Raw genomic sequence first — 21,726 nt, 5'->3', positions numbered from 1 at the left:
CCGCAGGCCGCCGTGCGGAGCGCGAGCTCCGCACGGCGGCCTGCGGTGTTCAGCGGGTCGGGGTGACCTGACCGATCCGCATCACCCGGTCGACGAGGTCCTGGGTGAGGTCGGCCCGCAGGTCCGCGGGCACGGGCAGTCCGACGTCGGTGAACCAGTCCGGCGTCGCCTCGGGATGCGGCCCGACGACGCCGACCGCGCCGGCGCCGAAGGGCGCGACCACGGCCGCGGGCAGCCCGTTCTCGTAGGTGGCCAGCACCTCGGCCGGCCCGCGGGCCGGATCGAGGTCGAACCAGGCGCCGTCCTGGAAGAACACCTCCCGGCGGTGGCCGTCCCAGATCACCGTGGCCACCGCGTCGTCGGTGTGGGTCGGCCACGCCCCGGGGGAGGAGACGAACTGGTCGGCGTCCCCGGGCAGGAGCCCGAAGCCGGGGGTCTCCCCGGCGAGGTACCCGCCGAGGCAGAAGCCCAGGTAGCGGCCGCCGCCGGCGACGTACTCCTGGATCGCCGGCGCCTGCTTGCGGAGCTTGCGCCAGGCCTTCTTCAGCTCACCGCCGCCGGGCTGGGCGTAGAGCACGGCGGAGGCGAGCACCGCCGGCTCCAGAGCGAGCTGCTCCTTGGGCCCGACGAAGCGGACGTCGAGGTCCCACCGGCTCCGCGCCAGCGCACCCGCCACCGCCTCCGGGCAGCCGTCCGTGGAGGCCGGGCCCCGGTAGACCAGCGCCAGCCGCCGGTCACCGCCCCGCCCGAAGCCGCCCCGCCCGAACATGCTCAGCTGCCGGCCGTGGTGGCCGGCGCCCGGTGCGCTCCCGGTGAGCCCATCACCTTCCGGCGCACGGCGTCGGTCGCCCGCCAGACCAGCTCCTCCAGCGGCCCGCGCAGGTGGCTGCGGTTCCAGACCAGGGCGAAGGTCAGCAGCAGGACGACCTGCACGACCAGGTTCAGCACGCCGCGGGGGAACGGTGCGGCCACCAGCAGCAGGTGGACGCTGTAGAGGGTCAGCGTCATGCTGCCGCCGGCGGCCAGCGGGCGCAGCAGCGGCTGCAGGCCCCGGCCGAGCAGCAGGCACGCGCCCAGCACGGCCAGCGCCACCCCGATGGTGAAGGCGAGGTCCAGCGGGCTGCCGCTGTGCGGCGCCGTGGCGACCAGCCACCACGGGCTGTTGGTCGGCGTCGTCCCCGACGGGCCCCAGGTCAGGGTCTCCTGGTAGAGCTCGAAGTCCATGGTCTGCACCGCGTCCGCGCGGAGGAGGTCACCCCGGCCGCCGACGGTCAGCAGCAGCATCGACAGCAGGCTGGACGCCAGGGCGAGCGCCAGGCCGAGCAGCGTGATCTGGCCGACGACCCGCCGCGAGGCGAGCACCGCCCGGCCCACGGCCATGCCGGCCAGCAGGTAGGCGATCCAGACCAGGGCGGGGAACACCCCGGTGAGGGTCAGCTGGAGCAGCAGCCCCAGCGGGTCGGTGACCAGGTCGGTCAGCGTCGGGTTGGCCTCTGGGACCGGCGTCAGCTCCAGTCGCAGCGCATAGCTGACCAGCGGCATGACCAGCGCGGCGATCGTCGCCGCCACCACCAGCCCGCGGGTCGACAGCCGCAGGAACGGGATGGCCAGGGCGAAGAGCACGCCGTAGTACGCCAGGATCACCGCGGCGTCGCCGGTGCCGACGACGTACCCGAGCGCGAGGCCGATCGCCGCGATGATCACGGCCCTGGTCAGCAGGGACAGCGCACCGGCCCGCCAGGCGAGGCCGCGGGGCGGACGGCGCCGACCGGTGGAGAAGGCGATGCCGACGCCGGCGAGCAGGGCGAACAGCGCGGAGGCCTTGCCGTTGGAGAGCAGCCACGCCCACGACACGCCGCCGTCGTCGGTGGCCGCGGGGATCAGGTGCACCGACATCATGCCCACCAGGGCGACGCCGCGGGCGGCGTCGATCCCGATCAGTCGTGTGCGCGGGCGCCGGGGTGCCGCCTTCGCCGGAGTGTCCTCGGCTGGGGTGCCGGCGACGTCGCCGGCCGGTGCGCAGCTGTGCGGCAGTGCCGCCACGGTGGCACCGGGCTCCGGGGGCAGCGGAGCCACGATGTTCTGGTGCTCGCTGGTCTGGGACACGGTCACACCTCCCGGCTGTTCGACGCGGTGCTGAGCTGCCGGCTCTCGGTGGTCGGGTTGTCGACCGCCGGGCTGTCGAGCGCCGGGTCGTCCCGGAGCGGCAGCGTGCTGGCCGGTGCGCGGCCCACCTTCTGGGCGGGGATGCCGCTCCACGCGGTGCCGGCGGGCAGCACCTCGCCCTTCATGACCAAGGAGAGGTCGGCGATGGTGGCGTCCTCCTCCACGGTGGAGCCGTAGAGGACGACGGACTTGTCCCCGACGCTCGCCCGGTCCCGGACGATGACGTGGTCCATCTTCATGACCCGGTCCTCGAACAGGTGGGTCTGCAGGGAGGCGTTGGTGCCCACGGAGACGTCGTCGCCCAGGGTCACCAGGTCGAACTCGGTGAGGTAGGTGGTGTCGATCAGGGTCCGCCGGCCGATCTTCGCCCCGTAGAGCCGCAGCAGCGGGCCGAGCAGCGGTGTCCCGGTCAGCCAGGTCAGCAGCGCCGGGACGGCAGCCGCCTCGTAGATGCCGGTGACGAACTCGGTCCGGCGCACGAAGCCGCTCCACAGCGGCTCCACCCGCGGCTGGTACCGGCCGACGAGGACCCACTTGAGCACCGCGACCCCCACCACGACGGCGAGGCTGGAGAGCAGCGCGATCAGCGGCGCGACCAGCACGGTGACGAGCACGCCCTGGTTGGCCGCGAGGACCGAGGCGCCGTACAGCGTGCCGAACATCGCCAGGGCCAGGATCGAGCTCGGCAGCACGATCCGCAGGAACTCGATCGCGTACCGGGCGCGCACCCGACGGCGGCTGGGCGTGAAGGTCTCCGCCTCGGTGTACTCCTCGTACATCTCCCGGCGCGGCAGGTTGATCGGCGGGGAGCCGAGCCACGAGCTGTCCGCCGGCACGCCTCCGGTCGGCGGCACGCTCCGGACGCCGATCAGCGAGCCGTCGCCCAGGTGTGAACCCGACGGGATGTAGGCGGCGTTCCCGACGAAGGCGCGGGCACCGACCTCGGTGACCTGGAAGGCCACGTGCCCGTTGGCGTAGGTGGCGCTGCCGACGCTGGCCATGTCCGCCACGAAGCTGCCCTCGCCCAGGGTGAGCAGGTCGGGGTCGATGTTCGCGATGGTGGAGACCTCGGCGCCACGGCCGACCTTGGTCCCCATCGCCCGCAGCCAGATGGAGGTGTAGAGCGTCGCGTACATGCTGTTGTTGAGCATCAGGCTCATCTCCAGCAGCTTGTCGCCCAGCCACTTCTCCAGCCCGAGCTTGGAGCGCACGTGGTGCACGCCGGGCGGCGTCTCCGTCAGGGCCAGCCGGCGGCAGCCCAGGATGAGCGCGCACGAGGCTGCCACGAAGACCGGGCCGGAGAGCGCGGTGGCGAGGAGGGCAGCGCCCAGCCCGAAGGTCAGCAGCACCCACCACACCAGCGCGACCACGGGGAGCAGCACGAAGAAGGGCAGCAGCTCCAGGAGCGCGATGCCGGCGGCGAAACCGGTCCGCAGCTGACGCGTCCAGGTGGTGGGTGCAGCCGTGCAGCTGGTCATCAACCCGAGGACCGGGTCGGCCGGCTCGGTCGAGGCACGAGCCGGCGAACCGGCCCAGGTCGCACCGGCGGGGACGATCTCGCCGGCGGGCAGCAGCGACTGCTCCCGGAGGACGCCGCCGTCCTCGACCGCCGAGCCGGCCTCCAGCAGCGACTGCGAGCCGAGGGTCGCGTGGGCGCCCACGGAGACGACGCCGAGGGAGAGGACGCCGTCGGCGACCCGGTGGCCGTGCAACTGGGTGCCGTAGCCGAGGGTCGCGCCCGGGCCGATGTCCAGCATCGCCGGGAGGCTGATCTCCGACGTCCCGATGTGGCAGTCGTCGTCGATCCGTGCCCCGGCCAGGCGCAGGTAGGTGGCCGCCCACGGGGATCCGCTCAGGACCGTCAGCGGGGAGATCACCATCAGCTTCTGCACGGTCCAGACCCGGAGGTGGGTCCAGCTCCACAGCGGGTGGTCACCGGGCTGCAGTCCTCGCGACAACAGCCGTGAGCCGACCACCGGGAGCGCCCAGCGGACGACGAGGAAGAACGCGGGCAGGGCGAGGGCCAGCTGGACGACAAGTGCGGCCGAGGGCTCCCCGTCGTTCAGCGCGTAGACCAGCGCGGCCGGGAACAGGAACAGCAGGACGATGCCGTAGAAGGTGGCGAACTGGGCCGACCCGAAGGTCGCGACCCGGCGGCGGGAGGACTGCACCGGGCGGCGCAGGTGCGGCTCGGCGACCGCGTCGCCGGACCGGGCGTCGTCCTCCAGGTGCGCGGCGAGGGACCGGACCGTCGGGTGCCGGTAGAGCTCGAGGATGGACAACCCGGCACCCAGGTCGCTGGAGCGCATCGTGGAGATGATCCGTGCGGCGAGCAGCGAGTGACCACCGAGCGCGTCGAAGAAGTTTGCCTCGACCGACACCGAACCGCCCGGCAGGCCGAACGCCTCCTCCCAGATCCCGGCCACCCAGGCCTCGACGGGGGTGTCCGGCGGCACGTAGGCCCCGGTGTCGCGCATCAGGCGCGGGCCCTGCGGTTCGGGCAGCGCCTTCCGGTCGGCCTTGCCGCTCGGCAGCATCGGGATGGTGGAGACGACGTCGAGGAAGGCCGGGACCATGTAGGGCGGCAGCTGCTCGAGGAGCAGGTCGTGCAGCTCGGCGACCAGGTCTGCGGCGTCGTCCCCGGGGCGGGGGATCACGTAGGCGGCGAGCTCGCCGCCGCTCTCCGGCGCTGGCAGCAGCGTGACGACCGCGGCGGTGACCCGGTCGTGCTGCAGGAGCATCCCCTCGATCTCCTGGAGGTCGACGCGGTGGCCGCGGACCTTCACCTCGCTGTCGGCGCGGCCGAGGTACTCCAGCTCGCCGTCGGGGAGGAAGCGACCCAGGTCACCGGTGCGGTACAGCCGCTCACCGGGGTAGCCGTGCGGGTCGGGCAGGAAGCGGTCGGCCGTCAGGTCGGGCCGGTTGACGTAACCGAGCGCAACGCCGGGCCCGCCGACGCAGATCTCGCCGATCTCACCGTTGCCGACCGGCCGGCGCTCGTCGTCCAGCAGGGTGACGCGGTAGGTCGGCAGCGGCCGCCCGATCGTCACCGGCTTGCCGGGGTAGAGCTCGGCCATCGTGCAGGTGACGGTGGTCTCCGTCGGGCCGTAGGTGTTGAGGATGCGACGACCGGGACCCCAGCGGTCGACGAGCTCCCGCGGGCAGGCCTCGCCGCCGACGTTCACCGTGCGGATCAGCGGGAGGGTGCGGTCGAGCGTGGCGAGCACGGTGGGGACGCAGTAGATCATCGTGATCTCCTGCTCGGCCAGGAAGTCGGCCAGCCCGGAGCCCACCCGGCGCCCGTCCGTGGGACCGGCGACGAGGGTCGCGCCCACGGCCCAGGTCGGCCAGATCTCCTCGATGGAGAAGTCGAAGGCGATCGTCATGCCCTGGTAGACCCGGTCGGTCGGCTCGACGCCGTACAGCACCGGGACGATGCCGATGAAGTTGCAGATGCTCGACTGGGCGATCTCCACGCCCTTGGGACGGCCGCTGGAGCCCGAGGTGTAGATGACGTAGCAGACCGGGTCGCCACTGGTCTCCAGGTCGGGTCGCCAGCTCGGGGCGGCCGCGAGGTCGCCGCCCAGTTCGTCCAGGAACAGCGGCGGGCAGGGGAGCCCGCTGCAGGTGGCGGCGAACGAGGTGGTGGTGACCACCAGCGCGAGATCGGAGTCCTCGGCCTGGAACTGCACCCGGTCGGCCGGGGCAGCCGGGTCGATCGGGACGAAGGTCGCCTCCGTCTTCGTCACGGCGAGCAGGGCGACGTAGGTGTTGACCGAGCGGTCCAGCAGGATCCCCACCCGGACGCCGGACCGGATGCCGAGCCCGAGCAGGTGGTGCGCCAGCCGGTTGGCCCGCTGGTCGAGGTCGGCGTAGCTCAGCCGCTCGCCGTCGCACTCCAGCGCCGTGGACGAGGGGTGCTCGTCACACGTCCGCTCGAAGAACTGGGACAGCCGGGTGGTGTCCTGCTGCGGTCGAGGTGGAGCACCCGCGACGTTCTCGGAGAACGAGAAGCGTCGGGTGACGGAGTCGACTCCCGCGTCCCTGGGGGTGGTGAAGCCCGGGATGAAGTCCTGGCTCTCGCTCTCCGTCGACATGAACTCGCTCTCACAGTTGACAATCAGGAACCACGGCCGACGCTAAGGAGAAACACGGGGTCATGCCACCCGTTCTGGGTCAACTCACAGATCTTTGTTCAACTTTCACGGACTGTGTTCGAGTGAATGCTCTCCGTTGAGAAATGCGCAAACCAAAAATGACGAACAAATTCCCGTTGCGGTCAACCGACTCCGTTGAGTGAGGAGTTGGGCTGGCTGCCCGGTCGAGGGGTCGGAGGGCTGGGATGGTGCGCACGAGCCTGCGTCGAGCGCCGTTGGTCGTGGTGGCCAGCCCGGACGAGGTCCTCGCCGATGCCGACGTCGGCCTGCTCGGCGTTGCTGAACGGGCCCGCAGCGCCGCGCTCCAGGACCCCGCCGATCGGGCCGCCTACGTCGCCGCGCACCTGCTCGTGCGCCGGTGCGCTGCGGCGCTGACCGGGCGGCCCCTGGCGGGCCTGGCGGTGCACCAGTGGTGCGCCGACTGCAGGACGGCCGGGCACGGGCGCCCGTCCCTCGCGGACGTCCCCGGCGTGCACGTCAGCTGGTCCCACAGTCGGGGTGCGGTGGTGGCCGCCGCCGCCTGGCGCCCGGTGGGCGTGGATGTCGAGGGGTTCCCGGTGGCTGCCGCCGCAGCCGGCGGGTTCCCCGGGCTGGCGCCGGCCGAGCAGCAGCAGGTCCGGTCGGCGGTGGACCCGTCACTGCTCGCCCTCCGGCACTGGGCGCGCAAGGAGTGCCTGGTGAAGGCCGGGACGACGACGCTGGCCGGGATGGGGCGGGTCGACCTGTCCCGGCTGGCCGAGCGCCGTGACCGGGCCGGGCGGGCGGTGAGCCGGTACCGCGGGCTGTACCTCACCGACTGGTGCGACCCGGCGCGGGAGGCGCTGGTCGCGGTCGCCGGTGCGGGTGCGCCTGTCGTCCGCGCGCTGGCCGACGTGGCCGCCGCTGGAGCCGCAGTCGGGCGCTGAGTGAACAGGAACACAATTCTCCGACCATTCTGCTCACCAGCTGTGAGTGGTCCCTGACGCAATTGCGCGGCCAGTCCGCGTGTCGACAGAATGGTCCGCCTCCCGGTGCGGCGCACTTCATGAGCGAACATGATCGCTAGGAGGTGTGCGATCTGTTCGGCCACCCGGTGCCTGAGCCGCGCCGGAGCCGTCGCCCCACCGACGACGTCCGGCCGTCTATCCAGAGGAAGTGTGTGTGCGCACGCGAATCGCGTTGTTGGTCCTCCTGATCACCGGGCTGCTGCCCGCAGGGACGGCGATGGCAGCGCAGCCGGTCGCGCTCGATACACCGATCACCGACGAGGCCGGCGTGCTCGGGGCGGACGCCGCGGCAGCCGAGGAGGCCGTGGCCGAACTGCGCGCCCAGACCGGGATCGACCTGTCCGCCGTCTTCGTCCCCTCCTTCGACGGCGAGGAGGACGACGCCGACTGGGCCGAGCTGACCGCGATGGAGTCCGAGCTCGGCGACGAGGAGGTGCTGCTGGCCGTCGCGACCGACGAGGCCGAGTACGAGTGGTGGGTCGGGGACGAGTCGACGCTGCAGCCGGAGGCCGTCGAGACCCTGATGAGCGAGGACGTCGAGCCCGCGATCGTCGAGGGCGACTGGTCCGGCGCGGTGGTGGCGCTGGCCGACGGACTGCAGTCCACCGACGTCGTCGACCCGGCCATGCCGTCGTGGTCGGCGACGAGGACCGCCGTGGTCGTGGTGGTCCTCGCCGGCGTGCTGACCGCCTTCTACCTCGTCTCCCGGCGGGGCTCCCCGGAGGACCACGAGCCCGAGACCGAGCCGGCCCGGCAGAGCTGATCCGCCGGGGCGCCGCTCACCGCTCAGCTCACGTAGCGGCGCGCGGTGGAGCTGCGCTGGGCGTTCTCCAGAGCGGCGAACCGCGCCTCCGCGTGTGGCGGGAGCACCCGTCGCTCACGCAGCACCCAGGGCAGCCCGCGGACGGCGGCGAGCAGCCCCCGGGCGGTGACCCGGTCGCGGGGGACGGTGCGCAGCAGGTGCACGGTGCGTCGCAGCGCGGGCCGGAACGGGCGGCGGAGCCACGTCGTCCAGAGCGTGTTGCGAATGCCGTCCTGCCTGCGCTTGTGCGGGTCGCGGGCGGTGCTGGCCTGGTGGTGGATCGCGATCGTGGGCAGGTAGCAGAGCTCCCAGCCGGCCGCGGCCAGGTCACCGGCCATCAGCTCCTCCTCCCCGCCCAGCCACAGCCGCTCGGAGAAGCCGCCGACCTCGGTGAACGCCTCCCGCCGCAGCACGCTGGCACCGGCCAGGAAGCTGCCCAGCGCCGGCCCGGGCAGCCAGTCGGCGCCGACGACCGGGGAGTCGCGCAGCTCGGCGACGATCGGGTCCTCGATGCCGCCGGGCTCGACCAGGATCCGGGCGGTGACGACGGCCAGCCGGGAGTGGGCGTCGAGCGCGTCGGCGGCGGTGCGCAGCGAACCCGGGTCCCACCAGGTGTCGTCGTCGCAGAAGGCGACGTACGGGGTGTCCAACCGGGCCACACCGAGGTTGCGGCCGACCGCGCCCAGGTTCTCCGGGCTGGCGATCAGCTCGACCCACGGGTGCCGGGTGCGGATCGCCTCGGCGGTGCCGTCGGTCGAGCCGTTGTCCACGACGACCACCTGTGGCTGCTCGGGCAGCTCCCGCAGCCGGGACAGCGCCAGCAGCAGCTCCTCCCGGCGGTCGTGGGTGATGACGACGACGGCGACGCGTGGGTCGGGCGCACCGGCTCCGGTCGTGGCTCCGCTCGTCATGCCGCCAGCTCCCGGACCCCGGCCATCACGTGCCGGGGGAGCACCCGCCGGTTCCGCAGGGCGGCGGGGACCCGGGGGACCGCCCCGGCGAGCCCCCGCCAGCCCGGGCGCCCGGCGCGCACCACCCGGACCAGCTGGCCGGCGACGTCGCGCAGCGGGTAGCGCATGAGCGCGGTGAGGACCCGGCTGCGCCAGATGCCCGCCTGCCGGGCGCTGCTGGCCTCCCGGTGGGTGGAGGGGTGGTGGTGCACGGTGACCTGGTCGACGTAGGCCAGGCCCCAGCCGGCCGCCGCCAGGTCCAGCGCCAGCCGCTCCTCCTCGCCGGGGAAGCGCACGACCCGGTCGAAGCCGCCGACGGCGGTGAACGCATCGGTGCGCACCAGTGCGGCGCAGGCGACGAACCCGAGCAGCGACGGGCCCGGCAGGTCGGGCTCGGTGCCCAGCGGGCTGTCGGCCATCTCGGTGCAGACCGGGTCGAGCTCCTCGGCGGAGCCCACCAGGATCCGGGCGGCCAGCAGCCCCAGCCGCGGGTGCGCGCGCATGATCTCGACCCCGCGCGCCAGGTCGCCCGGCGCCCACCAGGAGTCGTCGTCGGTGAAGGCCACGAACGGCGTGCCCGCCCGGGCGACGCCGACGGTGCGGGCGACGGCGCCGGTGTTGCGGTCCAGGGGGACGACGGTGACCTCCGGGTGTGCAGCCCGGACCGCGGCCACCGTGTCGTCGGTGGAGGCGTTGTCGACCAGCACCACCGGGGCCTCGTGTCGGGGGAGGCTGGCCAGCAGGTCGTCGCGGCGGTTGCGGCTGGCCACCACGCAGGTCACCGCGGAGGCATCGCTGCCGAGGTCTGTGGGCACCTGGTGATCGTGCCCGACCGGGCGGGGCGTCAACCCAGCGCCTCCGTCACGGACCGGTCGAGCGCGGTCGGGTCGGCGAACAGCGCGGCGGCCGGGCCGGTGCCGGCGATGGCGTCCGCAGCCAGCACCACGGCCGCCGCCGTCCAGGTGGTGCGCTCGACCGGCCAGCGGGCGTCGTCGGCGTACACCAGGCCGGTCCAGTACGAGCCGTCGTCGGCGCGCAGGTGCTGCATGGCGGCCAGCTGCTCGATCGCGTCATCCGGCCGGCCGGCCGCGGCGAGCGCCAGCGCCAGCTCGCAGGTCTCCGCGCCGGTCACCCACGGCCGGTCGGCGACGCACCGCACCCCCAGCCCGGGGACGACGAAGGTGTCCCAGCCCGCGGCCAGCCGCGCCTCGGCCGCCGCACCGGTGAGCGCACCGGCCAGCACCGGGTAGTACCAGTCCATCGAGTACCGCGACCGGTCCGCGAACGCCTCGGGCCGGTCGCGCAGCGCCCGGCCGAGATCGGCGGCGGCCAGCTCCCAGTCCGGCTGGGCCGAGCCGACCAGGTCGGCCAGGGCGATCCCGGCACGCAGCGCCTGGAACAGGCTCGCGTTCCCGGTGAGCAGCGCCGTGTCGTCGGGCGCGCCGTCCGGGCGCAGCGCCCAGCCGATCGCCCCACCGGCCAGCTGCATCGTCGTCACGAGGTCCAGCGCCCGGCGCACGGTGGGCCACAGCCGGTCGACCAGTCCGACGTCGCCGGTGCTCAGCCAGCTGTGCCAGACGCCCACGGCGAGGTAGCCGGCGTGGTTGCTCTCCGCTCCCGGGGCCGAGGCGGTGCCGTCCCGGTACTCCACGGCCCAGGAGCCGTCGGTGCGCTGCCGCCCGGCCAGCCAGGCGTAGGCGGCGACCGCTCGGTCGTGCTCCCCGCCGACGTCCAGCGCCATCGCCGCCTCGACCGAGTCCCAGGCGTCCAGCTGGCCACCGCGGAACCAGGGCAGGGCACCGTCGGCGGACTGCTCGGCGGCGATCGCCGCGACGGTCTGGCGCAGCTGGTCGGCGGTGAGCACGCCGGGGACCTCGGGCAGCGCCAGTGCGGACTCAGGCACTCGCGAGCGCCCCGCCCGCGGCGGCCGTCCCACCGGCGGCCGTCTCGCCGGCGGTGGGCGCCGGCTTGTCGGCGTAGAGGACCAGGCTCTTGCCGAGCAGCGGGTCCAGCAGTCGCTCGGCGGTGCGGGTCAGCCAGGGGCGGTGCACCAGGTCCCAGACCAGCAGCCGGTGGTAGGCGCGGACGAGCGCGGTGTCCCGGTCGACGCCGACCGCGCACTTGAGCCACCAGAACGGGGCGTGCAGGGCGTGGGCGTGGTGGGTGTCGGTCGGTCGCAGCCCGGCCGCGGCGAGCCGTGCCCACAGCTGGTCACCCCGGTAGATGCGGATGTGGCCGCCCTCGTTGGCGTGATAGCTGTCCGACAGCGCCCAGCAGATCCGCTCGGGGCCGTACCGGGGCACGCTGACCGCCACTCGACCGCCGGGCTTGAGCACCCGGGCGATCTCGGCCAGGGCCGTGCGGTCGTCGACGATGTGCTCGAGCACCTCCGAGGCGATCACCCGGTCGACGCTCGCATCGGGCACCGGCAGGCCACGGAGGTCGCCGCGGGCCACCCCGGCCGACGCACCCGCCGGTGCCTCGCCGGCGGCGGCGATCGCACCCAGCCACTCGGCGGTGGTGGCCACTTCCTGCTGCCCCCAGTCGACCGCGAGCACCGAGGCCCCTCGCCGGTAGGCCTCGAACGCGTGCCGGCCCTCGCCGCACCCCAGGTCCAGGACCCGCATGCCCGGCCGCACGTCGAGCAGGTCGTAGTCGACCGTCAGCACCGGCCGCTCCCCACGTCGGTGGCCGCCCGTCGGTCCAGCACCTCGCCGTACCACTCGGCCGTGCGCTCGGCGGTGCGCCGCCAGGTGTAGGAGCCGAGCACCCGGGCCCGCCCCGCCCGGCCCAGCTGGTCCCGCAGCGACGGGTGGTCCAGCACCAGCCGCAGCGCCTCGGCCAGGCGGCCGACGTCGCCCGCGGGCACCTGCACCCCGGCGTGCGAGCCGACGACCTCCGGCAGGGCACCCGCGTCGGTCGTGACCAGCGGCGTGCCGCAGGCCATCGCCTCCACCGCAGGCAGCGAGAAGCCCTCGTACAGCGACGGGACGGCGACCACGGTGGCGGTCTGCAGCAGCCGGACCAGCTCCTCGGTCGGGATCGAGCCGGTGAAGTGGACGGCGTCGGCCAGGCTGAGCCGGTCCAGCGCCTCGGCCGCCGGACCACCGGGCCGGGCCGTGCCCACCACGGTGAGGCGCACGTCCTGTTCCGTGCGCAGCTTGGCCAGCGCCTCCAGCAGGTGGACCAGGCCCTTGAGCGGGACGTCCGCGCTGGTCGTCACCACGATCCGGGCCGCCTCCCGGGCGGTCGGCTCCGCCGGCGGCCGGAACACCTCCGGGTCGATGCCGACCGGGATGACCTCGACGCCGGCAGCCGGGACGCCCATGTGCCGGGTGATGTCCCGGCGGGAGCTGTCGGAGACGGTGGTCAGGCCGTCGAGCCGCTGTGCGACCCGGGCCTGCATGGCGGTGAAGCCGTACCAGCGGCGCAGCGTCAGCCGGCGGCGCACCCCGGTCGCCGCGGCGAGCTCGAGGTCGCGGTCGATGGCGACCGGGTGGTGCACCGTGGCGACGGTGGGCAGCCCCCGGCGGCGCAGCTGGAGCAGCCCGTAGCCCAGCGACTGGTTGTCGTGCACCAGGTCGAACTCCGTGGCGCGGCGTCCCAGGAGCCGCGCGGCACGCAGGCTGAAGGTCAGCGGCTCGGGGAAGCCCGCCGTGCACATGGCCAGCCACTCGGCCACGTCGATCGGGCTGGTGAACTCGCTGGGCCGGGGGGTCCGGAAGGGGTCGGGTTCCCGGTAGAGGTCCAGGCTGGGCACCCGGGTCAGCGGCACGCCGTCGGCCAGCTCGGGATAGGGCTGCCCGCTGAGCACCTCGACCCGGTGCCCGAGCTCGCGCAGCTCCCGGGACAGGGCCCGGACGTACACGCCCTGGCCGCCGCTGTGCGGCTTGCTGCGGTAGGACAGCAGTGCAACCCGCAACGACCGTCCCATGACCGGACTCTAACGAGGGCCCCTGGGCTGGCCGCTGCCCGGACCGGCCTGGCAGGGTGCGCTCATGCTGCGCCACGTCGTGCTGTTCACCTGGACCGAGGACACCTCTCCGCAGACCCGGGAGGCGACCCTGGCCGCCCTGCGTCGCCTGCCGCAGGAGGTCGGCGGCATGACGTCGTTCGCCGTGGGCCCGGACGCCGGTCTGGTCGAGGGCAACGCCCACGCCGCCCTGGTGGCCGACTTCCCCGACCTGGAGGCGTTCCGCGCGTACGCCGCCGACCCCCGGCACCTCGCGGTCATCGCCGAGCACGTGAAGCCGAACCTGGCCAGCCGGTCGGCGGTCCAGTACGAGGTCTGAGGCCTGCGGGGGAGCCGTCCGGGTGCGCTGCATGCCCGGAGGGTGCCGCGGAGGGCGCACGCCCTGCCGGTCGCCGTCCACAGCGACCACCGTCGCCACAACCTCGGTCCCGCGGCTCTCGACCGGGGCCGGGCGCTCCAGGGTCGAGCACATGGCCGACCCCCAGCAGCCCCTGACCGTCCGCCTCTCCGAGCCCGGGGAGGTGGTCGCGGCGCTGCCGCACCTGCTCGGCTTCCGGCCGCGTGAGTCGCTGGTCCTGGTGAGCCTGCGCGGGCCGCAGGGCAGGCGACTGGGGCTCACCGCCCGGGTCGACCTGCCGCCGCCCGAGCACCGCAGGCAGGTCGTCTCCGGTCTGGTGCGCTCGCTGCTCACCGACGGGCCGGAGGCGGCGTTGCTGGTGGTCGTCTCCGAGGCCGCGGACGAGCCCGCCGTGCCGATCGGCGCACCCGACACCCCACCCCGGGACGCCGCGCAGCTGGACCTGGCCCACCGGGACCTCGCGCACGAGGTGGTGCTCGCGCTGGACGCCGTGGGCGTGCCGCTCCGGGAGGCGCTCCTGGTCCGCCGGGACCGCTGGTGGTCCTACGACTGCACGGCCGCGTGCTGCGCACCGGAGGCGGGCACCCCGCTGCCGGCCGGGACGAGTGAGCTGGCCGCGGCGAGCGTGGTCGACGGGCAGGTGGTGGAGGACGAACGCGCCGCGCTGGCCCGGCGGATCGCACCGGTCGGCTTCCTGGCTGCCGAGGCGATGGCCCGGGCCTGCGACGAGGTGGGCGACGCGCTGGCCCGGCGCACGGCGGAGCTGGGCTGGGACGTCCTGGTCGAGGAGGGCTGGGCGGCGGTGCGGGCGGCGGTCGAGGCCGCCGGCCCCGAGGCAGGGGGTGGGCGGCTGTCCGACCGGGAGGTGGCCCGGCTGGCGTGGGGACTGCGTGACCACGACCTGCGGGACCGCGCCCTCACCCTCGCGCTGGGGGAGTCGGCGGCCGCCGCCGAGGTGGTGTGGACCGAGCTGACCCGTCGGTCACCGGCGCCGCTGGACGCGGCGCCGGCGACCCTGCTGGCGGTCAGCGCGTGGGTGCGCGGGAACGGGGCGCTGGCCAACGTCGCGTTGGAGCGCGCGCTGCACAGCGAGCCCAGCTACACCTTCGCCGGGCTGCTGCGCTCGGCCCTGGACGCCTGCCTGAGCCCGACGGAGATGCGCCGGCTGATCCGGCAGGCGACCGGCCCGCTCGACGCCCGGTAATGAACGCGGCGGACCGGGCGACGGCCTCAGACCAGCTCGGGGCGCCGCCACTCCTCGCCCAGCACGTGCTCGGCCAGGAAGGCCAGCACGGTCTCGTACCAGACCGCCGCGTTCCCCGGCGTGAGCACCCAGTGGTTCTCGTCCGGGAAGTACAGGAACTTCGACGGGACCCCGCGCTTCTGCAGGTCGTACCAGAGCCGCAGCCCCTCGCCGATCGGCACCCGGTAGTCCTTGTCGCCGTGGATGACCAGCATCGGGGTCCGGATCGCGTCGGCGTAGCGGTGCGGGGAGTTCTGTTCGTACCGCTTCGGCTCGGTCAGCGGGTCGCCGAACTCCTTTTCCCAGTAGTACGAGGCGTCGGTCGCCCCCATGAACGCGTCGAGGTGCCACAGGCTGGCGTGGGTGACGATCGCCCGGAAGCGGTCGGTCTGGGTGGCGATCCAGTTGGCCATGTAGCCGCCGAACGAGCCGCCCATCGCCGCCGTCCGGGTCTCGTCGACCTCCGGGAGCGCTTCCGCGGCGTCCACCGCCGCCATCAGGTCGGTGTAGGGGGCGTCGCCCCACTCGCCCCAGCCGCGGCGGACGAAGTCCTGGCCGAACCCCTGCGACAGCGCCGGGTTGGGCAGCAGCACGGCGTACCCCCGGGCGGCCAGCACCCACGGCGTCCAGCGCCAGGACCAGGAGTTCCAGCTCATCAGCGGTCCGCCGTGCACCCACAGCACCAGCGGCGCCGGGCTCGCCGCGTCGGCGCCCTCGGGGAGCACCAACCAGGACTGGACCCGGGTGCCGTCGGAGGCGGTGGCGTCCAGTTCGCGCAGCGTCCCGGGGAAGCTGCTGATCGTGCCGGGGTTGGGCAACGCAGCTGGGTCCTGCCCGGGCGCCTGCGGGTCCAGCCGCACCGGCACCGGCGGGGTGTCGTACCCGGAGCGCAGCGCGTACAGCGCGCTGCCGTCCGGGGCGACCTGCAGGTCGCTGTAGGCGCCCTGGTCGGTCAGCCGCACCGGGGCGTTCCCCTCCGGCGCGCTGCCGTCCAGCGCCACCCGGAAGACCGCGTGCCGGCCGTCGTCGTCGGCCAGGAAGTACACGGCCGTGCCGTCGGCGGAGAACTGCGGCGCGCTCGGCCAGCGGTCGAAATCGGGGGTGAGCTCGCGCGTCTCGGCGGTGGCGACGTCGACCAGCAGCAGCGTGTGGTCCGGCGGTTCGGCGTAGGTCGAGGCGGACTCCCGCGCGCAGACGACCCGCTCGGAGTCGGGGGAGAACCGGGCGGCGGAGACGTCGGCCTGCGGATCGTCGACGAGGACCCGGGTCTCCCCGGACGCCACCTCGATGAGCAGCAGCCGCGATCGCCGTCCGGCCGGGCCGTCGGGCACCTCCTCGCTGCGCGCCACGAACCGGCCGTCGGGGGAGACGGCCAGGTCGGAGCCCGACCCCAGTGGCGGGACGGCGTCCGGGGTCAGGTCCCGCCACTGCGGCGTGGTCGCCGACGTGCCGGGGACGTCCTCCGCCGGCAGTGCGCCGATCCAGAACAGGTGCGGCACCGCAGGCCCCAGGTCGTGGTCCCAGTAGCGCACCGGGTAGCTCTCGTGCAGCAGTGCGCTGACCCCGGCGTCCTTGCGCCGGGTGCGGAGCTCCTCGTCGGCCTCGGCATCCGCGGCGCCGGGCATCGTGCTGGCGACGACGACCACGTCGCCGGTGTCCGCGGCAACGGCGACGCCGGAGACGCCGGAGCTGCGCTGCAGGACCAGCCGGGCCTCGCCGCCGTCGGCCGGCAGCGCCCACAGTGCCGGCTTCGGGTCGCCGCCGCTCTCGGTCGTGGCCGGGTCGGGTCGGGTGGAGGTGAACAGCAGGTCGCCGGCGGGGGTGAAGACCGGGGCGGACTCGCCGGTCGCGCCGCGGGTCAGCCGGCGGGCGTCCCGCTGTCCGGCCGGGTCGACCTCCCAGAGCGCGGACTGCCACTTCTTGCCCTCGGCGTCCAGCGTGGCCACCGAGGTGACCAGCCGGCGGCCGTCGGGGGAGAGGGCCAGGCCGCTGAGCCGGGGGAGGGCGATGAAGTCCGCGATCCGGTGGAACGGGCTGGGCGGGGTGTCGTCGCTCTGCTCGACGAGAGCTGCGGTGTCGCTCACCGGGGGCCTTCTCTCTGCGCGTCCGGAAGGGGCGCACCGAAGCCTAGTGAGCTGCCTGCGCCAGGTCATGAGCCCGGCGAAGGACCCCGTGCCGAGCCCGGGACGACGAGAGCCGCGACCCCGGGTAGGGGCCGCGGCTCAGGTGCGCGCGGTGGGGCAGTGGGGTCAGACGCCGGCGGTGGCCTCGGTGACCTCGGCTGCCTCGGCCGGGGACAGCTCCTCCTCCACCGCGCTGACGAACACGTGCTGGGCGACCCCGGGCTGCAGGGCGACCCCGTCGACCAGCACCGTGCCGTTGGCCAGCGTGGCGGTGACCGTCGAGCCCGGCCGCACGCCCAGGTCGGCCAGCGAGCGCAGCAGGGGGGCGTCCTCCTGCAGCTGCTCGCTGATCCGCCGGACGACGACCTGCCGGCCCTCGGGGGTCGCGCTCGTCGAGAGCAGGGTCAGCGCGTCCAGGACCGCCGAGGTGTCCCCACCCAGGGCGTCCAGGCCGGGGATCGGGTTGCCGAACGGCGAGACCGTGGGGTTGCCGAGCAGGCTGAGGAGCTTGCGCTCCACCGCCTCGCTCATCACGTGCTCCCAGCGGCAGGCCTCCTCGTGGACGTCGGCGTAGTCCAGACCGATGACGTCCACGAGCAGACACTCGGCCAGCCGGTGCTTGCGCATCACGGCCGTGGCGAGCTCACGGCCTTCGTCGGAGAGCTGGAGGTGCCGGTCGCCCTGGACCGAGAGGAGCCCGTCCCGCTCCATCCGGGCCACCGTCTGGCTCACGGTCGGTCCGCTCTGGTGCAGGCGCTCGGCGATCCGGGCCCGCAGCGGGACGATCCCCTCTTCCTCCAGCTCGAAGATGGTCCGGAGGTACATCTCCGTGGTGTCGATGAGGTCGTTCACGTCCACTCCTCCGTCAGGTTCGACCGATCTTACGAGGCGGGAGCCACTCGACGGGTGATCTCCACCGGGACGGGTCCGGCGGGCGCGCTGCCCGGGCCCCAGCGGTAGCGTCGGGCCGATGACGGAGCTGGCCCGCTCGACGAGGAGCACCGCAGCGCAGCGCCCCGGCCGGGGGCACCCGGAGGCGCGTCCGTGAGCGACGCCGTGACCGTGGTCTGGGACGACGCCCTGCTCGGCTACACCATGGGCGGCGACCACCCCATGCACCCGGTGCGACTGGACCTGACCATGCGGCTGGCCGACTCCCTCGGCGTCCTCGCCTCTCCGCGGATCGAGGTGGTGCAGCCGGAGCCGGCCGGCCCGGAGCTGCTCACGCTCGTGCACGACCCGGCCTACCTGGAGGCCGTCCGCCGCGCCCCGGAGGACCCGTACGGCGCCGGTCACGGCCTGGGCACCCCGGACAACCCGGTGTTCCCCGGCATGTACGAGGCGGCGGCCCTGATCACCGGCGGCAGCGTGCTCGCCGCCGAGCTGGTCTCCAGCGGCCGGGCCCAGCACGCGGTGAACATCGCCGGGGGGCTCCACCACGCCATGCGCGGCCAGGCCTCGGGCTTCTGCGTCTTCAACGACGCCGCGGTGGCGATCGCCTGGCTGCTGGGCCAGGGCTGGGAGCGGATCGCCTACGTCGACCTGGACGTGCACCACGGCGACGGCGTCCAGGCCGCCTTCTACGACGACCCACGGGTGCTCACCGTCAGCATCCACCAGACCCCACTCACGATCTTCCCGGGCACCGGCTTCCCCGAGGAGACCGGCGATCCGAAGAAGGCGCTGGGCAGTGCGGTGAACCTGGCGCTGCCCAACGGCACCGACGACTCCGGCTGGCTGCGGGCGTTCACCGCCGTGGTGCCCAGCGTGGTGCGGGCCTTCCAGCCGCAGATCCTGATCACCCAGTGCGGCTGCGACGCCCACCACGAGGACCCGCTGGCCGACCTCGGGCTCACCGTCGACGGGCAGCGGGCCTCCTACCGCGCCGTGCACGACCTGGCGCACGAGGTGTGCGACGGCCGGTGGATCGCCCTGGGCGGCGGGGGCTACGGCCTGGTGCGCTGCGTGCCGCGGGCCTGGACCCACCTCCTCGCCGAGGCCGGCGGCGACCGGCTGGCGCCGGACACCGAGATCCCGCAGAGCTGGCAGGACGACGTCCGGCGACGGGGCCTGCGCACGCCGCCCCCGGGCTCGATGACCGAGGGCGGCTACGTCGGGTTCCACCGCTGGGACCCGTTCACCGAGAACCGGGTCGATCGCGCCGTCCTGCGGACCCGCACCGCCTCCTTCCCCTACTTCGGACTGGACCCGGACGACCCCCGTGACTGAGGAACTGACCGTGCCGCCGCCACCCCCGCCGCCTCCGCACTGGGAGGCGGACGTGGTGGCCGCCGACGGCGGCACCGTGCACCTGCGCCCGATCACCCCCGAGGACGCCGACGGGATCGTCGGGCTGATGGACCGCAGCTCCGACCAGACCCGCTACTACCGGTTCTTCGGGCCGATGCGGCGGCTGTCGGACAAGGACCTGCACCGCTTCACCCACGTCGACCACGACGCCCGGGTGGCGTTCGTGGTGCTGCTGGGCGACCGGCTGATCGGCGTCGGCCGGTACGACCGCTACCCGGGCACCGACGACGCCGAGGTGGCCTTCCTGATCGAGGACGCCCACCAGCGGCGCGGGCTTGGGTCGGTGCTGCTGGAGCACCTGGCCGCGGCCGCCCGGGAGCGGGGGATCAAGCGGTTCGTCGCCGAGGTGCTCAGCCAGAACAGCCAGATGGTGCGGGTCTTCCTCGACGCCGGGTACTCCGCCAAGCGGTCCTACGAGGACGGCGTGGTGCACCTGACCTTCCCGATCGCGCCCACCGAGCAGTCCCTGGCCGTGGTGCACGAGCGCGAGCAGCGCAGCGAGTCCCGCTCCATCGGCCGGCTGCTCAACCCCGGCTCGGTGGCCGTCGTGGGCGCCAGCAACGACCCGGCCAAGGTCGGCCACGCGGTGCTGCACAACCTGCTCGAGTACGGGTTCGACGGGCCGATCTACCCGGTCAACCCGGCGGTGCGGCACGTCCGCGGCGTGCCGGCGCACGCCTCCATCGAGGCCATCCCCGACGACGTCGACCTGGCCGTCCTGGCCGTGCCCGCCGACGAGGTGGCCGCGGTGGTCGAGGCCTGCCGGCGCAAGAACGTGCGCGGGCTGGTGGTCATCTCCGGTGGCTTCGGCGAGACCGGGCCCGAGGGGCGGGCCGCCGAACGGGCCCTGGTGGCCTCGGCCCGGGCGTCCGGGATGCGGGTGGTCGGCCCCAACTGCCTGGGCATCGTGAACACCGACCCGGCCGTGCGGCTCAACGCCAGCCTGGCCCCCGACGTGCCCGGCCGGGGGCGGGTGGGCTTCTTCGCCCAGTCCGGTGCGCTCGGCGTCGCGCTGCTGGAGCGGGCCCGGGCCCGGGGGATCGGGCTGTCCAGCTTCGTCTCCGCGGGCAACCGGGCCGACGTCAGCGGCAACGACATGCTCCAGTACTGGGCCAGCGACCCCGGCACCGAGGTCGTGCTGCTGCACCTGGAGAGCTTCGGCAACCCCCGCAAGTTCGCCCGGCTCGCGCGCGGGGTCGGCCGGACCAAGCCGGTGGTGGCGGTCAAGAGCGGCCGGCACGTGGGCATGACCGCCGGGCTGGCCGGCACCAGCGTCGCCGTCCCCGAGCAGTCGGTGGCCGCGTTGTTCGCCTCCGCCGGCGTCATCCGGGTCGAGACGCTCGCCCAGCTCTTCGACGTCGGCACCCTGCTGGCGCACCAGCCGCTGCCGGCCGGTGACCGGGTCGCCATCGTCGGCAACTCCACCGCCATGGGGGTGCTCGTCGCCGACGCCGTCCTGGAGCAGGGGCTGGAGCTGGCCCACGAGCGGCCGGTCGACATCGGCACCCAGGCCGAGCCGGAGGACTTCCGCGCCGCGCTGCAGGCCGCGCTGGACGACGAGGGCGTGGACTCGGTGGTCGCGGTCTTCCTGCCGCCGCTGCTGCAGGGGGAGCAGCCCTTCGGCCGGGTGCTCCGCGAGGTCTCCCGCACGGCGGAGAAGCCGCTGGTGGCGAACTTCCTGTCCACCGAGGGGATCCCTGCCGAGCTGGTCGTCCGGGACGAGCACGGCATGCCGGGCCGCGGTTCGGTGCCGTCGTTCTCCACCCCGGAACGCGCCGTCATGGCGCTGGCGAAGATCAGCGAGTACGCCCGCTGGCGGCGGCGCCCCCTCGGCGTCGTCCCGGAGCTCGGCGGCATCGACGAGGCCGCTGCCCGGGAGGTGGTGGGGTCCACGCTCGCCTCGGCGCCGGAGGGTCGCGCCCTCTCCGACGAGGAGACGATGGCGCTGCTGGGTGCCTACGGGGTGCCGATGCTCGGCACCCGCCGGGTCGAGGACGCCGAGGCGGCCGTCGCCGCCGCCGAGGAGATCGGCTACCCCGTCGTGCTGAAGTCGACGGCGCCGTGGCTGCGGGACCGCCGGGACCTCGGCGGCATGCGGTTCGACCTGGCCGACGCCGAGGACGTGCGCAGCGCGTTCGCCGCCATCCCGGCCGGCGACCCGGTCATCGTCCAGGAGCAGGCGGCGCCGGGCGTGGCCACCGTGGTGGACATCGTCGACGACCCGTCCTTCGGCGCGCTGGTGAGCTTCGGGGTGGGTGGCGTCGCCACCGACCTGCTCGGCGATCGGGCCTACCGCACCCTGCCGCTGACCGACCTGGACGCCGCCGAGCTGGTCCGCGAACCCCGGGCCTGGCCGCTGCTGAACGGCTACCGGGGGAGCACCCCGGTCGACACCGCCGCGCTGGAGGAGCTGCTGCTGCGGGTCGCCCGGCTCGGCGACGACCTGCCCGAGGTGCTGTCGTTGACCCTCGAGCCGGTGATCGTCGGCCCCGCGGATGCCTGGCACGGCGGCCGGTCGCTGGTGGTCGCCGGTGCCACGGTCCGGATCGGCCAGCCGACGGCACGCATCGACGCCGGCCCCCGCCGCATGTTCCGGCCGGCGACACCGTGATCTCCGGGATCACCCCGCGGCCAAGAGCCGTGCCCGGCCGCCCTTGA

General features: G+C 74.3%; 16 protein-coding genes. 6 read left to right on the top strand and 10 right to left on the bottom strand.

Annotated elements, in window-relative coordinates; all coding sequences use genetic code 11:
• Positions 1–49 precede the first annotated feature (49 nt).
• The 3 genes from O2W20_RS19955 to O2W20_RS19945 are packed head-to-tail and all read right to left on the bottom strand — an operon-like array spanning position 50 to position 6,263.
• Entirely contained in the window at positions 50–769 is a 720-nt protein-coding gene (locus tag O2W20_RS19955; RefSeq protein ID WP_269173978.1) for a BPL-N domain-containing protein, read from the bottom strand.
• 2 nt (positions 770–771) lie between these two features.
• The gene (locus O2W20_RS19950) at positions 772–2,106 is read right to left on the bottom strand and encodes a heparan-alpha-glucosaminide N-acetyltransferase domain-containing protein (RefSeq protein WP_269173979.1); all 1,335 of its coding nucleotides are present in this window, start codon (positions 2,104–2,106) and stop codon (positions 772–774) included.
• Positions 2,107–2,108: 2 nt separating this feature from the next.
• On the bottom strand, positions 2,109–6,263 hold the full coding sequence (locus O2W20_RS19945) for a Pls/PosA family non-ribosomal peptide synthetase (protein WP_269173980.1): 4,155 nt from the start codon (positions 6,261–6,263) through the stop codon (positions 2,109–2,111).
• A 245-nt stretch (positions 6,264–6,508) separates the two neighbouring features.
• On the opposite strand from O2W20_RS19945, the gene O2W20_RS19940 reads away from it, so the two are divergent.
• Entirely contained in the window at positions 6,509–7,228 is a 720-nt protein-coding gene (locus O2W20_RS19940; protein WP_269173981.1) for a 4'-phosphopantetheinyl transferase family protein, read from the top strand.
• 235 nt (positions 7,229–7,463) lie between these two features.
• Complete coding sequence (locus O2W20_RS19935; RefSeq protein ID WP_269173982.1) at positions 7,464–8,072, top strand: TPM domain-containing protein; 609 nt, start codon at positions 7,464–7,466, stop codon at positions 8,070–8,072.
• A 23-nt stretch (positions 8,073–8,095) separates the two neighbouring features.
• Here the strand turns inward: O2W20_RS19935 and O2W20_RS19930 are convergent, their stop codons facing one another.
• Genes O2W20_RS19930 through O2W20_RS19910 form a run of 5 tightly spaced genes read right to left on the bottom strand, consistent with a single transcriptional unit; the run spans position 8,096 to position 12,995 of the window.
• Positions 8,096–9,022 (bottom strand): glycosyltransferase family 2 protein, encoded by a 927-nt coding sequence (locus O2W20_RS19930; RefSeq protein WP_269173983.1) that lies wholly within the window; start codon positions 9,020–9,022, stop codon positions 8,096–8,098.
• Entirely contained in the window at positions 9,019–9,876 is an 858-nt protein-coding gene (locus tag O2W20_RS19925) for a glycosyltransferase family 2 protein (protein ID WP_269173984.1), read from the bottom strand. Before O2W20_RS19925 ends, O2W20_RS19930 begins: the two co-directional genes overlap by 4 nt.
• Before the next feature lie 29 nt (positions 9,877–9,905).
• A complete protein-coding gene (locus O2W20_RS19920) occupies positions 9,906–10,964 on the bottom strand; it encodes a prenyltransferase (RefSeq protein ID WP_269173985.1) in 1,059 nt (352 codons plus the stop codon).
• The gene (locus O2W20_RS19915; RefSeq protein ID WP_269173986.1) at positions 10,957–11,730 is read right to left on the bottom strand and encodes a class I SAM-dependent methyltransferase; all 774 of its coding nucleotides are present in this window, start codon (positions 11,728–11,730) and stop codon (positions 10,957–10,959) included. The genes O2W20_RS19920 and O2W20_RS19915 overlap by 8 nt, the downstream gene beginning before the upstream one ends.
• Positions 11,724–12,995 (bottom strand): glycosyltransferase family 4 protein, encoded by a 1,272-nt coding sequence (locus O2W20_RS19910; protein WP_269173987.1) that lies wholly within the window; start codon positions 12,993–12,995, stop codon positions 11,724–11,726. Before O2W20_RS19910 ends, O2W20_RS19915 begins: the two co-directional genes overlap by 7 nt.
• Before the next feature lie 64 nt (positions 12,996–13,059).
• Between O2W20_RS19910 and O2W20_RS19905 the strand changes: the two genes are divergently transcribed.
• Positions 13,060–13,353, top strand: a complete 294-nt coding sequence (locus O2W20_RS19905; protein WP_269173988.1) for a Dabb family protein — start codon at positions 13,060–13,062, stop codon at positions 13,351–13,353.
• 151 nt (positions 13,354–13,504) lie between these two features.
• Positions 13,505–14,596 (top strand): DUF4192 domain-containing protein, encoded by a 1,092-nt coding sequence (locus O2W20_RS19900; protein ID WP_269173989.1) that lies wholly within the window; start codon positions 13,505–13,507, stop codon positions 14,594–14,596.
• A gap of 26 nt (positions 14,597–14,622) precedes the next feature.
• On the opposite strand, the gene O2W20_RS19895 is transcribed toward O2W20_RS19900, so the two are convergent.
• Both O2W20_RS19895 and O2W20_RS19890 read right to left on the bottom strand, forming a co-directional pair.
• Positions 14,623–16,719: a S9 family peptidase gene (locus tag O2W20_RS19895; protein WP_269173990.1), complete on the bottom strand. Its 2,097-nt coding sequence runs from the start codon at positions 16,717–16,719 to the stop codon at positions 14,623–14,625.
• A gap of 165 nt (positions 16,720–16,884) precedes the next feature.
• Positions 16,885–17,610, bottom strand: coding sequence for a metal-dependent transcriptional regulator (locus tag O2W20_RS19890; protein WP_269173991.1), 726 nt, complete (start codon positions 17,608–17,610; stop codon positions 16,885–16,887).
• A 192-nt stretch (positions 17,611–17,802) separates the two neighbouring features.
• On the opposite strand from O2W20_RS19890, the gene O2W20_RS19885 reads away from it, so the two are divergent.
• Positions 17,803–18,987, top strand: coding sequence for an acetoin utilization protein AcuC (locus O2W20_RS19885; RefSeq protein WP_269173992.1), 1,185 nt, complete (start codon positions 17,803–17,805; stop codon positions 18,985–18,987).
• Entirely contained in the window at positions 18,980–21,679 is a 2,700-nt protein-coding gene (locus O2W20_RS19880) for a bifunctional acetate--CoA ligase family protein/GNAT family N-acetyltransferase (protein WP_269173993.1), read from the top strand. Before O2W20_RS19885 ends, O2W20_RS19880 begins: the two co-directional genes overlap by 8 nt.
• Positions 21,680–21,726: the final 47 nt, after the last annotated feature.

This window comes from Modestobacter sp. VKM Ac-2982, assembly GCF_026967935.1.
Classification (GTDB): Bacteria; Actinomycetota; Actinomycetes; order Mycobacteriales; family Geodermatophilaceae; genus Modestobacter.
Note: the sequence above shows the minus strand (reverse complement) of the source record. Positions and strands in the feature narration are given on the sequence as shown.

Excerpts from the sequence above, each read along its gene's own strand:
- O2W20_RS19955 (WP_269173978.1), bottom strand. The coding sequence starts at position 769 with ATGTTCGGGCGGGGCGGCTTCGGGCGGGGCGGTGACCGGCGGCTGGCG.
- O2W20_RS19945 (WP_269173980.1), bottom strand. The coding sequence starts at position 6,263 with ATGTCGACGGAGAGCGAGAGCCAGGACTTCATCCCGGGCTTCACCACC.
- O2W20_RS19940 (WP_269173981.1), top strand. The coding sequence starts at position 6,509 with ATGGTGCGCACGAGCCTGCGTCGAGCGCCGTTGGTCGTGGTGGCCAGC.
- O2W20_RS19930 (WP_269173983.1), bottom strand. The coding sequence starts at position 9,022 with ATGACGAGCGGAGCCACGACCGGAGCCGGTGCGCCCGACCCACGCGTC.
- O2W20_RS19910 (WP_269173987.1), bottom strand. The coding sequence starts at position 12,995 with ATGGGACGGTCGTTGCGGGTTGCACTGCTGTCCTACCGCAGCAAGCCG.
- O2W20_RS19905 (WP_269173988.1), top strand. The coding sequence starts at position 13,060 with ATGCTGCGCCACGTCGTGCTGTTCACCTGGACCGAGGACACCTCTCCG.
- O2W20_RS19900 (WP_269173989.1), top strand. The coding sequence starts at position 13,505 with ATGGCCGACCCCCAGCAGCCCCTGACCGTCCGCCTCTCCGAGCCCGGG.